The 13,986-nt window shown below is 66.2% G+C and carries 15 protein-coding genes; 2 read left to right on the forward strand and 13 right to left on the reverse strand.

Translation table 11 applies throughout. The features are described 5' to 3' along the window. Positions 1–59: 59 nt before the first annotated feature. The 6 genes from lepA to FFK22_RS09465 all read right to left on the reverse strand — a co-directional run bounded on the left by lepA (position 60) and on the right by FFK22_RS09465 (position 4,403). Positions 60–1,868: a translation elongation factor 4 gene (gene lepA / locus FFK22_RS09440; RefSeq protein ID WP_138885871.1), complete on the reverse strand. Its 1,809-nt coding sequence runs from the start codon at positions 1,866–1,868 to the stop codon at positions 60–62. Positions 1,869–1,974: 106 nt separating this feature from the next. After that, positions 1,975–2,595, reverse strand: coding sequence for a F0F1 ATP synthase subunit B (locus FFK22_RS09445; RefSeq protein WP_138885870.1), 621 nt, complete (start codon positions 2,593–2,595; stop codon positions 1,975–1,977). Then, positions 2,592–3,083, reverse strand: coding sequence for a F0F1 ATP synthase subunit B' (locus tag FFK22_RS09450; RefSeq protein WP_138885869.1), 492 nt, complete (start codon positions 3,081–3,083; stop codon positions 2,592–2,594). Before FFK22_RS09450 ends, FFK22_RS09445 begins: the two co-directional genes overlap by 4 nt. A 67-nt stretch (positions 3,084–3,150) precedes the next feature. Next, positions 3,151–3,375 (reverse strand): F0F1 ATP synthase subunit C, encoded by a 225-nt coding sequence (locus FFK22_RS09455; protein WP_138885868.1) that lies wholly within the window; start codon positions 3,373–3,375, stop codon positions 3,151–3,153. Between the two features lie 65 nt (positions 3,376–3,440). After that, entirely contained in the window at positions 3,441–4,163 is a 723-nt protein-coding gene (locus FFK22_RS09460; RefSeq protein WP_138885867.1) for a F0F1 ATP synthase subunit A, read from the reverse strand. Between the two features lie 3 nt (positions 4,164–4,166). Next, positions 4,167–4,403 carry an AtpZ/AtpI family protein gene (locus FFK22_RS09465; RefSeq protein WP_138885866.1) on the reverse strand — a complete coding sequence of 79 codons (237 nt, stop codon included), beginning with the start codon at positions 4,401–4,403 and terminating at the stop codon, positions 4,167–4,169. A gap of 325 nt (positions 4,404–4,728) precedes the next feature. Between FFK22_RS09465 and FFK22_RS09470 the strand changes: the two genes are divergently transcribed. Both FFK22_RS09470 and FFK22_RS09475 read left to right on the forward strand, forming a co-directional pair. Then, complete coding sequence (locus FFK22_RS09470) at positions 4,729–6,024, forward strand: MFS transporter (protein WP_138885865.1); 1,296 nt, start codon at positions 4,729–4,731, stop codon at positions 6,022–6,024. A 55-nt stretch (positions 6,025–6,079) separates the two neighbouring features. After that, positions 6,080–6,874: an exodeoxyribonuclease III gene (locus tag FFK22_RS09475; RefSeq protein WP_138885864.1), complete on the forward strand. Its 795-nt coding sequence runs from the start codon at positions 6,080–6,082 to the stop codon at positions 6,872–6,874. 12 nt (positions 6,875–6,886) lie between these two features. Here FFK22_RS09475 and FFK22_RS09480 read toward each other — a convergent pair whose 3' ends face one another. From FFK22_RS09480 to FFK22_RS09510, 7 genes are all read right to left on the reverse strand, one after another. Next, on the reverse strand, positions 6,887–7,381 hold the full coding sequence (locus tag FFK22_RS09480) for a class I SAM-dependent methyltransferase (protein ID WP_138885863.1): 495 nt from the start codon (positions 7,379–7,381) through the stop codon (positions 6,887–6,889). Positions 7,382–7,388: 7 nt separating this feature from the next. Continuing rightward, the gene (locus tag FFK22_RS09485; RefSeq protein ID WP_026873225.1) at positions 7,389–7,838 is read right to left on the reverse strand and encodes a cyclic nucleotide-binding domain-containing protein; all 450 of its coding nucleotides are present in this window, start codon (positions 7,836–7,838) and stop codon (positions 7,389–7,391) included. 30 nt (positions 7,839–7,868) lie between these two features. Continuing rightward, on the reverse strand, positions 7,869–10,523 hold the full coding sequence (locus FFK22_RS09490) for an ABC transporter transmembrane domain-containing protein (RefSeq protein WP_138885862.1): 2,655 nt from the start codon (positions 10,521–10,523) through the stop codon (positions 7,869–7,871). Positions 10,524–10,899: 376 nt separating this feature from the next. Further along, positions 10,900–11,271: a hypothetical protein gene (locus FFK22_RS09495; protein ID WP_138885861.1), complete on the reverse strand. Its 372-nt coding sequence runs from the start codon at positions 11,269–11,271 to the stop codon at positions 10,900–10,902. Positions 11,272–11,541: 270 nt separating this feature from the next. Further along, positions 11,542–12,147 (reverse strand): hypothetical protein, encoded by a 606-nt coding sequence (locus tag FFK22_RS09500; protein ID WP_138885860.1) that lies wholly within the window; start codon positions 12,145–12,147, stop codon positions 11,542–11,544. Positions 12,148–12,157: 10 nt separating this feature from the next. Then, on the reverse strand, positions 12,158–12,958 hold the full coding sequence (locus FFK22_RS42830) for a hypothetical protein (protein ID WP_186002393.1): 801 nt from the start codon (positions 12,956–12,958) through the stop codon (positions 12,158–12,160). Then, complete coding sequence (locus tag FFK22_RS09510) at positions 12,955–13,986, reverse strand: DUF4123 domain-containing protein (protein WP_138885859.1); 1,032 nt, start codon at positions 13,984–13,986, stop codon at positions 12,955–12,957. The genes FFK22_RS42830 and FFK22_RS09510 overlap by 4 nt, the downstream gene beginning before the upstream one ends.

The following is a 13,986-nucleotide window of genomic DNA, read 5'->3' on the forward strand; positions in this document are numbered from 1 at the left end:
CATCGCGAGGGATGCCTGAATGCAACAGCGGGGCGGCAGAACGGTTCCGTGTCCGGCCCTTACTGGTCGCCCATCTTCAGGGCGGCGATGAAGGCGCTCTGCGGGATTTCGACCTCGCCGAACTGGCGCATCCGCTTCTTGCCTTCCTTCTGCTTGTCCAGGAGCTTGCGCTTGCGGCTGATGTCGCCGCCATAGCATTTGGCCAGCACGTCCTTGCGCAGCGCCGCCAGCGATTCGCGGGCGATCACCTTGCCGCCGATCGCCGCCTGGATGGCGATCTTGAACAGCTGCTTCGGGATCAGGTCCTTCAGCCGCTCGCACAGGTGCCGGCCGCGACGGTCGGCCTGGCTGCGGTGGACGATCATGGCCAGGGCGTCGACCGGCTCCTGGTTGACCAGGATCGACAGCTTCACCAGGTCGCCCTCGCGGTACGAATCGATCTGGTAGTCGAAGCTGGCATAGCCACGGCTGATCGACTTCAGCCGGTCGTAGAAGTCGAACACCACCTCGTTCAGCGGCAGGCGGTAGACCAGCATCGCCCGGCCGCCGACATAGGTCAGCTCGACCTGCTCGCCGCGCCGCTCGGTGCACAGCTGCAGCACGCCGCCGAGATACTCGTCCGGCAGCATGATCGTGGCCTTGATCCAGGGTTCCTCGATCCGGTCGATCTTCATCACGTCCGGCATGTCGGACGGGTTGTGCAGGTCCATGACCGAGCCGTCGGTCATGTGCAGCTTGTAGACCACCGACGGCGCGGTGGTGATCAGGTCGAGATCGAACTCGCGCTCCAGCCGCTCCTGGATGATCTCCAGGTGCAAGAGGCCCAGGAAGCCGCAGCGGAAGCCGAAGCCCAGCGCGGCCGAAGTCTCGGCCTCGAAATGGAAGCTGGCGTCGTTCAGGGCCAGCTTGCCCAGGCTGTCGCGCAGCCGCTCGAAATCATTGGCGTCGGTCGGGAACAGGCCGCACCAGACCACGGGGACGGAGGGCTTGAAGCCGGGCAGCGGCGCCGCGGCGGGGCGGCGGTCCTCGGTGATGGTGTCGCCGACCTTGGTCTCGGCGATCTCCTTGATGCCGGCGGTGATGAAGCCGACCTCGCCGGGGCCGAGCTCGCGCACCTGCACCGCCTTCGGCGTGAAGTAGCCGACGCGGTCCAGCTCACGCGCAGCACCCGTCGCCATGAAGCGGACCTTCTGGCCGACCTTCAGCGTGCCCTCGACCACCCGCACCAGGATGACGACGCCGAGATAGGGGTCGTACCAGCTGTCGATCAGCAGCGCCTTCAGCGGCGCCTCGGGGTCGGCGTGCTTCGGCGGCGGCAGGCGGTGGACGATCGCCTCGAGCACGTCGTCGATGCCGATGCCGGTCTTGGCCGAGATCAGCACCGCCTCGGAGGCGTCGATGCCGATCACGTCCTCGATCTGCTGGCGGATGCGCTCTGGCTCCGCCGCCGGCAGGTCGATCTTGTTGAGGACCGGCACCACCTCGTGGTTGGCGTCGATCGCCTGGTAGACATTCGCCAGGGTCTGCGCCTCGACGCCCTGCGAGGCGTCGACGATCAGCAGCGAGCCCTCGCAGGCGGCGAGCGACCGGCTGACCTCATAGGCGAAGTCGACATGGCCGGGCGTGTCCATCAGGTTCAGCTGATAGGCCTCGCCGTTCCTGGCGGTGTAGCCAAGGCGCACGGTCTGCGCCTTGATGGTGATGCCGCGCTCCCGCTCGATGTCCATCGAATCCAGGAGCTGCGCCTTCATCTCGCGCTGCTCGATGCCGCCGCAGCGCTCGATCAGCCGGTCGGCCAGGGTCGATTTGCCGTGGTCGATATGGGCGATGATCGAGAAGTTGCGGATATGGTCCTGGGGAGAGCTCATCGGATGTGCCTGGAGACGTGATCGGCCCGGACCATAAGGGCAGCGGGCCCAAAGCGAAAGGGCCCGGTCGAAACCGGGCCCGTCCGTGTCGGTGATAAGGCTGGGATCAGTGCAGCTTGCCGCCGAGATCCGCGATCGCGTCGTCGAGCAGCGCCGAACCCTTGGCCGGGTCGGCGGCGATCTGCCGGCCGACCAGGTCGCGGGCCGCCGAGACGGCGACGTTGACCGCGGTCGACCGCACCTCGGCCAGCGCCTGGGCCTCGGCCTGGGCGATGCGCTCGAGCGCCATGGCCTCGCGTCGCTTCATCGCCTCCTCGATGTCCACCGCCGCCTTCTCGCGATGGCGCTGGGCATCGTGCTTGGCGCGCTCGATGATCGCCGCGGCCTCGGCCGCCGCTTCACGCTGGCGGGCCTGGGCCTGGGCGAGATGGCCTTCGGCCTCGCTGCGCAGCCGCTCGGCCTCGGCCAGGTCCTCGCGGATCCGGTCGGTGCGCTTGTCCAGCACGCCGAGGATGGCGCCGCGGGCCTTGACCGCCAGCAGCACGACCAGCACCAGCAGCGCCGCGGCGAGAACCAGCTCGACCGCGCCGTGCGTGTCCGCCTCGGCATGCTCCACATGCTCGAGATTGGCCTCGGTGTGGGCCGCCGCCGCGTCGGTATGGGCCGCGTCCTGGGCGTAGGCCGCGCCGATGAAGAGCTGATTCGCGATGGTGTCGAGAACGCTCATCGGGCCCCTCCCAGCGCACCGTCGACCGCGGCGGTCACCGCGGCCTGGTCCGGCGCAGCGCCGGTCAGCTTGGCGGCCAGCACGCCGGCCACCTCGGCGGCGATGTCGCGGGCATCGGCCTTGAGGTCGGCACGGATCTTGCCGATCCGGGCCTCGGCCTCGGCGGTCCGCGACGCGAGCTCGGCGGCGAAGGCGGCCTGGCGGCGCGCCGTCAGCTCCGCGATCTGCTGATTCGCGGCGGCGACGGCGGCCTGGGCCTCGCCGCGAGCCTTGGCCAGCGCGGCCTCATAGGCCTGGGCCACCGCCTCGGTCTCGCCGCGCGCAGCCTCGGCCCGCTCCAGGTCGCCGGCGATCTTCGCGGCGCGCTGGTCGATGGTCTCGGCCAGCCGCGGCAGCAGCCGACGCGACAAGACCCAGTACAGAGCGATGAAGACGATCGCGAGCCAGAACAGCTGCGACGCAAACCACTCGGGATTGAACTGTGGCATCCGACTCCCCCTGCCGGGCCGGGCCGCTAAGGCTGCGGCCGGCCCATGACGTTAGGCAGCGAGATCGTCAGGCGAACAGTGCGATCAGCGCGACGATCAGCGCGAACAGCGCGATGGCTTCCGTCACGGCGAAGCCGATCCAGATGCTGGCGCCGATCTCTTCCTTGGCGGCCGGGTTGCGGGCGAGCGCGCCGATGTAGCTGGCCCACACGTTGCCCACGCCGATGCCGGCGCCGATCATGCCGATGGCAGCGAGGCCCGCGCCGATGAACTTTGCAGCTTCGACTTCCATTTTCTCTTCCTTCGTGGATGGGGTCTGGATGGTTGGACCGGAACGGTTCGCGACCTCGCGATCCGTCAGTGGAGGTGCAGCGCGTCGTGCAGGTAGACGCAGCTGAGAATGGCGAAGATGTAGGCCTGCAGCACGGCGATGAAGAGCTCGAGCATCGTCAGCGGGATCAGGAAGGCGAAGGGCACGATGCCGCCGATCCCGAGCGCGATGACGAAGCCGCCGATGACCTTCAGCAGCACGTGGCCGACCGTCATGTTGGCGAACAGTCGGACGGAGAGGCTGATTGGCCGCGACAGGTAGGAGATCAGCTCGACCGGCACCAGGATCACCGCGGTCCACAGGGGCGCGCCATGCGGGAAGAACATCCGCAGGTAGCCGGCGCCGTGCCGCGCGAAGCCGATCACCGTCACGCCCAGGAAGACCACGAAGGCCAGGGCGAAGGTGACGATGATGTGGCTGGTGAAGGTGAAGGTGCCGGGAATGATCCCGATCACGTTGCCGAACAGGATGAAGATGAACAGCGTGAAGATGAAGGGGAAGTACTTCAACCCTTCCTTGCCGGCATTGTCGCGTATCATGTTGGCGACAAGCTCGTACAACATCTCCGCGAAGGATTGCAGCCGGCCCGGGACCAGAGCCCCACGGCTGCCGCCGAGGAACAGCACCGCCGACGCGACGGCCGCGGCGATCACCATGAACAGCGACGAGTTGGTGAAGGAGAGATCCAGGCCGCCGATGTCGACGTGCAGGATCTTTTCGATCTGGAATTGCTCGGTTGGCGATGCCACGCCTTATCTCCCGCCCCGGTTGCGCTCCGCCTGCTCAGCGACCCGCTTCGCTTTCGCCGCCCGGTCCAGCTCCATGCCGGTCCGGTAGACATTCATCAAGCCGGCCACCGCACCCAGGATGAAGAACAGAATCAACAACCAGGGCCGTGTGCCGAGCCATTGGTCGAGACCCCAGCCGATTCCGGCGCCGACCACGATCGCAGCGAGCAGCTCGACTGCGATGCGGAAGCCGGCGGCCATGCCAGCACGGCCGACATCGCGCCCATCATCTCCGCCCTTCGCCTCGCGCCCCGCCCCCGGCAGCTTCGCCTTCGCCTCTCTGAGGCGACGGTCGAAATCCGAAGGCGGCAGCGGGTTCTGGTCGTTCTGAGACACTTTGTCGGACACCCTTTCGGGCGGCGGCCACCCCCACCTCAAGCGGCGCGCACCTTAGTGACGCTCCAGGGTCCCGTCAAGGCGACAAAACCGGCCCGCGCCGCGGCATTCGCGACCGGCGTCCGGCCCGGCGCCCGGATCGGCTCCGGCGGCGCTGGCAGCGGCCCGCTTCGGCAGGCTAGAGTCGATCATGCTCAGCCCGCTTCTGGCCGTCGCGGCGATCCTCGCCGGCATCACCATCGTCTCGCTCGGCCAGGGCGTCTTCGCCACGCTGGTGCCGATCCGGCTGACCGAGGCCGGGCTATCGGCCGACCGCGTCGGGCTGGTGGTCGCGGCCAGCGCCGTCGGCTTCCTGGCCGGCTGCCTGGTGGTCGGCCGGGTGATCCGGCTGGTCGGCCATATCCGCGCCTTCTCCGCCTTCGCCGCCGCCTCCTGTCTGGCCGGGCTCGCGCTGCCCTGGACCGTCGGCCTGCCCGGCTGGATCCTGCTGCGCCTGGCCATGGGCTTCTGCTCCGCCGGGCTGTTCATGATCACCGAGAGCTGGCTGAACGAGCTGACGCCGCGGCATCTGCGCGGCCGCATCCTGACCAGCTACGTCGTCGTGGTGATGCTGGCGCTGGGCGCCGGCCAGGCCCTGCTGACCGTGGTCGACACCCGCGACGTGCTGCCGTTCGTGCTGGCCTCGGCCGCCTTCACCCTGGCGCTGATCCCGGTGACCCTGACCCGGTCGCGCCACCCCAGCGTGCCGCACCGCATCCGCCCGATCCTGGGCAAGGCCTATCGCAACTCGCCGGTCGGCGCCGTCGGCTGCGTCGTGGTCGGGCTGGTGGCGGCGACGCTGCAGGGCGTGGCCCCGGTCTGGGGCGTGCATCGCGGCTTCTCCACCGCCGAGATCGCGACGCTGATGGCGGCGACCCAGATCGGCGGCCTGTTGTGCCAATGGCCGCTCGGCTGGCTGTCGGACCGGATCGACCGGCGCTGGGTGATCCTGGCCGCCGCCGCCTGCACCATCGTCGCCGCGGTCGGCAGCATCGCCGCTGGATCGGGCAGTTTCGGCCTGCTGATCGCACTGTTCGCGCTATGGGGCGGCATGGCCGAGGCGATCTACCCGCTGTCGGTCGCCCATGCCAACGACCACGCCAAGCCGACGGACTATGTGCCGCTGGCCGGGACGCTCTTGATCCTGTGGTCGGTCGGCTCCGCCGCCGGGCCTTTGGCGGCGACCATGGCGATGGAGCGGTTCGGGCCCGATGCGCTGTTCGTCTATGTCGCGCTGCTGGTCGGGGCCTTCGCCGCCTTCGTGCTGTGGCGCATGGCCTGCCGCGGCCGGGTCGCGGCGGAGGAGGCCGAGCAGTTTGTCGGCCTGGCCGCCGGCTCGAGCCCCGCCCCGGCCGAGCTGGACCCTCGCATCCGCCCCGAGGACGAGGTGGAGTGCGAGCCGGGCTACGACGACTGCGAGGACGTCCCTGCCCCGCAGAGCCGGTGATTCCTTCCCGGCCGGAACTGCTCTAGGGTCGCGGGCCGTATCGCAGAGAGGGCCCATGCGCATCGCCACCTGGAACATCAACTCCGTCCGCCTGCGCCAGGAGCTGGTGCTGCGCCTGATCGACGAGACCGCGGCCGACATCATCTGCCTGCAGGAGACCAAGACCCCGGATCACCACTTCCCGCACCAGCCCTTCGTCGACCTCGGCTATCGCCACATCGCGATCGCCGGCATGAAGGGCTACAACGGCGTCGCCGTGATCTCGCGGCTGCCCTTCGAGAGCCACGAGATCCGGCACTGGTGCGGCAAGGAGGATTGCCGCCACATCGCCATCCGCCTGCCGGACGGCCTCGAGGTGCACAACCTGTACATCCCGGCCGGCGGCGACATCCCGGACCCGGCGGTGAACGAGAAGTTCGCCCACAAGTTGCAGTTCCTGGACGAGATGACGGCCTGGTGGTCCGGGAACCGGACCCGGGACCAGAAGATGATCCTGGTCGGCGACCTGAACATCGCGCCGCTGGAGCACGACGTCTGGTCGCACAAACAGCTGCTGGACGTGGTCAGCCACACCCCGATCGAGGTCGAGAAGCTGGCGGCGATGCAGTCGACGCTCGGCTGGATCGACAGTGCCCGCACCTTCGTGCCGCCGGACCAGAAGCTGTACACGTGGTGGAGCTATCGCGCCGCCGACTGGCAGCTGTCCGACCGCGGCCGGCGCCTGGACCACATCTGGGTCACCCCGCCTCTGGCCGGGGGCCTGAAGGCCCACCGCACCCTGCGCGAGGCCCGCGGCTGGGAGCCGAAGCCGAGCGACCACGTGCCGGTAGTGATCGACGTCGACGTGTGAAGGCAGGCCGGCCTATTGGGCCGGCCGCCGGTACAGGTAGTACCGCCCGGGCGAGACGTCGTCGGGCTCGGGCAGTTCCTCCCACCCCGTCCCGGCGAAGCCGATATTGGCCACGACCACGCCGCCCGGCGCCAGCAGCGGGACCAGGAGCGGGACCAGCGCCGCTGCCAGCGCCCGATTGGCGCCGTCGTCGCCGGTGCCGAGATCGGCGTGGATCAGCACCATGCCGCCGCGATGCGCCGCGGCGAAGCCCGGCATGGTCTCCAGCACCTCGCCCAGCACCATGCGGTCGGGCGGCGGAATGCAGTCGGGATGGGCGGCGACGTGGCGGTCGAACACCCAGATCGCACGGTCCGGCAGCTGCTCGCGCAGATGATCGTAGGTGCGGCCGTTGCCGAGGCCGAGCTCCATGACGTCGCCGGGCAGGCCGGCGATGGCGCGCGCGGCCCAGTCGAGGCAGGTGCGCTGGGCCTGCATCCGGCGGATGAAACTGTCGAGGCGGCTCACGATCCGATCAGGCCGTCTGGCGGGCGCGCGCCGCTTCCTTGGTGGTCCGTTCGAGGCGCAGCGCCAGCACGCGCATGATCTCGATCGCCATCTGCGGGAACTCGGTGATCATGCGGAAGAACTGGTCCTTGGCGATGACGAGGGCGGTGACGTCGGTGCGGGCCTGCACCGTGGCGGTGCGCGGCACGTCGCACAGGATGGCGATCTCGCCGACGAAGTCGTTGCGGCCGACCGAGGCCACGGTCAGGGGTCCGGTCTCGGCGTCGACGATCACGTCGGCCTCACCGTCGATGATGATGAAGGCGGCACGGCCGATCTCCCCCTGCCGGCACAGCACCTGCCCCGCGGGGAAGCGGACGCGCTCGCTGGTGAAGGCCAGCAGCTTCAGCTTCGACGTGTCGATATTGGCGAAAAGCGGGATCCGCTTCAGCAACTCGACTTCTTCCGCAAGGCTCACCGATCTGTCCTCCGACTCCCTGTTCGCATTCTACTCCGCTTCCAGCAATTCGTGCAGTGCGCTGCCGTTGCGGTTCAGCGTCTGGTAGTCGCCGCGCTCGACGATGCGGCCATGCCGCACCACGACGATGTCGGCGAACTCCCGCGCCATGCTGGGCCGATGCACGCCCCAGATCAAGCCGCGGCCGTTGCGCAGCTCGCGGATCGAGCGATGGACCCGGCTCTGCGCCACCCCGTCGAGCGCCGAGCTGGCCTCGTTCAGCAGCAGCAGGTCGGCGTTCTTGAGCAGCGCCCGGCCGAGCCCGACCTTCTGCCGCTGCACCGCGTTCAGCCGGCTGCCGGCGACGCCGACCGAGAAGTCGAGCCCGACCGCGATCACGCTGTCGCGCAGGTCGACTTCGTCGACCACGGTCTGGATCAGGGTCTGCACTCGCTCCGCCGCGTCCGGCCGACCATAGCGGATCTTGCCGAACAGGATGTTGTCCTGCAGCGACGCCGCCTCGTTGAACCGCTCGGCGTCGAAGAACTCGATATGCGGGCGCAGATCCCCCGGCAGCTCGGCCGCGAACACCTTGCGGGCCTCGAGCAGCCGCTGCTGCAGGTCGGCCTCGAACACGCCCAGGCGGTGGCGGGACGGCACCAGCTTGAACGGCAGCGACAAGAGGCGGGTCCGGTCGGCCGGCCGCAACGCCGCGGTGCCCTCCTTCTTCGCCCGCATCACGATCGGCTGGAATTCCGGCAGGTCCTCCGACCCGATGAAGCTGAACTGCTCGAAGAACTCGTGGCCGGGCGGCAGGTCGGCGAACAGCTCGACCATGGTCTCGGCCATCTGGGCGCCGACCTGGATGAACTCCTCCATCAGGCCGGTGCGCTCCAGCACCGACAGCACATACTCGTTCTCGGCCAGCGCGTCATAGGCGAAGACCGGGCCCACCGGGGTGCCGAACAGCAGGTTCTCGGCCACCGAGGCGGAGCTGTTGAATCGGTCGGAATCGTACAGCTCGACCAGGTCGCCGAGATCGGTCTCGGCCAGGGTCTTGCGCACCGACACGCGCGCCGCCAGCACCCGGTCGGCGATCTCGGGCGCCTTGTCCGCATCGATCGTGCCGTTCAGCCCGATGCGGTAGACGTCCTGCTCCATGTCGACCGCCTGCAGGATCTCCAGCGCCTTGTCCTGCAGCGCCTCCGGCCCGTCCACCCCCGCCGCCTGATAGTCGATCCAGTCGGCGTTGATGTCGAAATCGGTGTTGCCGGCCACCTGCGCCTCCGACGCCCGCCGCGCCCGGCGGCGCTTCGCCGCGTCGTCGTCGTATTGGGCCTCGCGCAGCGGCCGGTGGCACAGCCCGTAATACAGGTTCTGGCGCAGCGTGCCGGTGAACATGTAGCTGTGCGCGCCGACATAGGCGATGCGGCGGCCGATCACCGCCTCGCCCAGCGTCTCGTAATCGTGCTCGCCGAGCCGGATCTTGCCGCTGGTCGGCGCGATCAGCCGCGCCATCATCAGCATCAGCTCGTCCTTGCCGACCCCGGCGCCGACCACGGCGACATGGCCGTCGGTGGGGAAGGTGGCGGTCAGCCCCTCGATCACGGTCATGCCGCTGTCGTCGACCAGCGCGACGGCGGAGAAGCTGAGCTCCTTCGGCAGCGGCCCCTCGATCACCTCGTCGCCGGTGATGCGCTCGGCCGGCAGCAGCTCGGGCGGCTGGAACTGCTCCACCACCTGCTCGTACTTGATCCGGGTGTCGGCCTGGGACTGGTAGTAGTCGAGCAGGTCCTTCCACGGCGAAGCCAGGTCCTTGTAGGCGGCGAGCACCGCCACCAGCGCGCCGAGCTGGATGTCGCCGCGGATAACCAGCCAGCCGCCGATCGAATAGAAGAAGAACGGCGTCAGCTGGTTGATGAAGTTGTTCAGGAACTTGATGAAGAACTTGCGGTTGTAGATCTCGAACCGGATGTCGTAGATCGTCCCCAGCCGGTCGGAGAAATCCGCCAGATGCACGGCGGTGGCGTCGTTGGCATGCATGTCGGTGATGCCGGAGACGGATTCGCCGATGCGGTCGGCCAGCTTGCGCACGGTGCGCACCCGCTCCTTGCCCAGCTGGTTCACCCGCTTCTGCAGCCGTGGGATCAGCCAGCCCTGCAGCGGGTACAGCGACACCGCCGCCGCTCCCAGGATCGGGTCCTGGACGAAGATGAAGTAGATGTAGACCAAGAGCGTCCCGGTCGACCAGATCGGCTGCACGAAGGCATCGCCGATGAAGCCGCCCAGCGGCTCGACCTCCGAGGTGATCATCGGGATCATCTCGCCCTGCGAGGTCTTGCGGAAATGCGGCAGCGGGAAGCGCAGGATCCGGCAGTACAGCTCATAGCGCAGCCGGCGCAGCATGCGCTCGCCCAGCTTGCCCTTGTAGATGTTGATGTAGAGCTTGAAGCCGCCGTTGATGAACACCAGCGCCAGGAACAGGAATGACAGCAGCAGAAGGTATTCGATCCGGTCGAAATGGAAGCCGAAGACCGTCTTCGGGAAATCGCCCGCATGCTTGTCGTCGATGGCGCCGTTGACGATCTGCTTCGGCAGATCCAACGAATAATAGACAAAAGGAAACGAAATCAGCGTGACGATGAGGATATAGATCTGCTCGCGGCTGCTGTGCCGCAAGATGAACTTGAAGATATTGGAATCCATCGCGATCCAGGTCCAGCCTCGCCGGGCACGGGCTGGACCATAGCGTGAACTTTCGACGGCGCAAAGCATGTGACGACGGTCACGGCCCAGTCGGGCTGGCGGGCCAAGTCAGCGAGGCCGCCGGGACCGGTGATTCGGCCGGCTCGCGATGACCGCGGTGATGGCCAGGTCGGATCACGGTCGGCGATCGCGGGTTCCACTCGCGCGCGCCGGGCGTCCCTGCACGGCACTTCGACCGTGGTCAGGACACCGCAAGGCATCTTCAGGGTCTGTTCCGAATCGTGGCGATGCGACCGGAGTCAGCCCTGCGAGCCTGGCATTGATATCCCCACCGAGAGTCCGTTCGATCGAGGTTGGAGAGCCAGTCACGCAGCTTCTAGGTATTTGGGCCGAAGATGTCCCGGTCTCGCAAAGGGCGCGAGATGGGATCACTTCCCAATCCCCGGCGCAATACTCTCGACCGCAATTCCTCGTTGGAAATGCTGTCCCACAAGATGCTCTTTCCTTCCTTCTTCTGATTGAAGGAAATATTGAATTCAGCCTCATCGTAATTGTCAACATGCAACAATAGTATTTTGGAAATCGTATTGTATGCATCGGATAGGTGCTGGCGATCGGCAATCAAGAACCAAAAATAGACCTCGTCTCCGTGATAGTGGACCTCGGAAACCAGTTTCAGCCAAAGGCCGCGGTTGGCCCGTTCCAGCTCCGCCTCGATCGCTTCCCGCGATGTCTCATCGATCTTCATCACCAACCCTCACTTGACGTGTTCAGCTTCCCGGAGACGGCTGGGTCGGCGGCTCCCGAGTGGCCCAGGACCAAGCATCGGCCTGATCGCCGTGCGTCCCCGGGGCGTTGCCTCGTTCAGGTTCCTTCTAAGCTTGCGGCGCCTGGCGCCTCGGCCGGGTTCGATCGCCGGGCAGACGTGACAACGGCCGACGAGTGCAATCGGCCGTTCCGACATTGCATGCTCCGACTGGTTCCAGCGGCCGCTCCTCAACCCCGGATCACAAGAATCTTAGAGGAACGAATGCGTTATCCATCCCCCCGGCGGCACTTCTGTCGGGATGTAAGGTTCCTCCCTCAGTGCGATAACCCGGTCAATCAGGCGTTCATCTGTATTCGGAATCGAGTACACAGATCCATTACTTACAAAACTGAATGACTCCAGATAGACGGCGATATTGCTAAAATCTACTCCGGTAGATGCATATCTGCCGGGTGCCCCATTAGCATGCTCAAAGAGTATTATCACGTCGCGTGTGCTCATTTGGAAAACAAATTGGTCATGGAAGTTTATCTTGGCGTTGGGACGCGCCTGTATTAAATTAAGGCGATTCTTCGAATAATCGAGAACCGGACCATCCTCTCCTAGAACGTCAGTTTGTGATGAAGCAGAGTCACTTTCCTCAAAAGCCTTTCTGACTGCCGCAATATCTTCTTCAGAAAAATGCTCACTAAATTGCGCGATTGTATCCTCCAACGCTTTTGATCTGTCTTGACCGGTAACGGCAATTTTTGCCGAGCCGTATATATGAGCCAGTGCGGCAACCTCATTAGGGTCCAGCCCAAATATGAGCAATCCGAGCCCCTCTCGCGGCTTGATCGTCCAATTATCTGCCATTGTTATTCCCCTACTGGATGATGCCGTGTCGTTTCAAGCAGGTTGCGTAGGCAAGCATCTGATTGATCCCTTCGTCGTATTTTGTGGGATCTCCAGTGCCGGCTGCAACGGCCTTCAATTGCGCCACGTCCACCAGCAAAGCCTGCATAACTTGGCCGCGCGCGAGCATAGCGCGTTGCAGTGCATACTCCGGGCCATCTACTTTACGCCCATATGAGGCAGTGGCGTAATGATCAGCCTTGTCAATTTGAACGGCGGGCCCGACAGCCGGGTTCAAAGGAGAGTACTTTTTCGCCGGCATATGGTGAGCGTGAATGTCGCCGGGACCACCAGTCTTGTTCTCCGCCTGCCCGACGCATCCATAGGCACCTCCACGATAGCGTGAGCCTGGAACGCCGCATGCGAGTTCGGCACAGGGGTTCTTGGCACAGGTGGCGCAGGTAACGGAGGCGGCATCGACTTTCGCCTTGTCGGCGGCCTGATCGCCGTACACCCAATCCTGGAAATCTTGGACCTGCTGATTGACCCATTGCCCCGGTCCGGTCTGATCAATCCACCCACCCGCCGCGGTGCCAGCCCCATAGCCGGCGGCTGCGCCGCCTACAGCACCCGCGGCCCCACCGACCCACGCTCCATAACCGGCGCCGCCGATTGCCCCCGCGGCCGTGCCTGGGCCGGGCACGATGGACCCGGCAACGCCGCCGCCGACCCCCCCGCCGGCTCCTCCGAGAGCTGCACCACCGACAAGCCCGCCTGCACCACCCAGGAGGAACCCCGATTGTCCGAGGAAGCTTTCGAAGAAGCCGCTCAAGGCCGGAGCCCTCCTTGTGACCGCCGCTTGAGCCCGTCCGCGATCCCGAGCATGAATCGCTTCACCTGGTCGTCGGGCGAGTCCCCATCGTGGGCGATGTAGCCAAGGGCCTCGCGGGACTGCAGGATTCTCCCGTTGGTCTTGCACATGATGAAGGCCCAACGGCAGTGGGCCGCCTCCGAGACGAGGCCAAGCTGCGTGCCGGTCTCTTCGCTGACACGAATGTGCTCGGCCACGGCCTCGTCGGTCGTGCCCCTGGTTTCCGCCTTGCAGGTGTCGCGCAGATATCGTGCCCGGCGCGCGCGTGACGCGAGCAGCCTGCGGTGTTCGATCCGCTTGACGGTCTGCGTGTGGAGCCTCAAAGGGCCCGAAGACGGGTTCGGCAGTTCGTTGGGCCTGTGCACCAGCTTTGCACCGCCACCCCAATCCTCATCGGGAGTGAAGAGCAGCATGTCCGCCGGCCCGAACAGCCGAGCAAACTGCACCGAATCCAACGCAGGAAGCACCTGCACCATTACATTGGCGTCGGCGTGCCGAAACACGACCCATTCGTGAGTGTCTTTCGCGCCAAGAGCTGTATCGGCATTGTCGTCGGCCGCCTTCAGCGGGTCGGCCTCGTAGGCTTTGCCGTGATCGATCTCCGCATCACGCGGAAATAGTATCTTGTTGATGGTGCGCAGGTGCCGGTAGAGGGCATCACCCCCTGCCGGGCACTGCCAAAACACAGCCGCTGCGCGCTCGGCGATGAGATCGAGGAGCCGGTCTAGAACCGCTGCATCCGCCTTGCTCTCGACGGTGGGCGTGTCGAGACGAGATGTGGCTGCCTGGTCGCGATCAAGCCAGACGAGCTGCGGTGCTGTCCGGGCGCGGGCACGATCGGCAGCGCTAAAGCGATAGAGAGGCTTGTGAACAAAGCTGCCATTGAGCAGGCCGGTGGGCAGGTCCTCAAACTGAGCGCCGTCCAATACGGCGAACATCGGACCTTGGGCTTGCAGGAGGCGTTCCCGCAGTTTGATTGGATTGGCCAT

This window comes from Mycobacterium sp. KBS0706 (genome assembly GCF_005938675.2).
Taxonomy (GTDB): domain Bacteria; phylum Pseudomonadota; class Alphaproteobacteria; order DSM-16000; family Inquilinaceae; genus Inquilinus.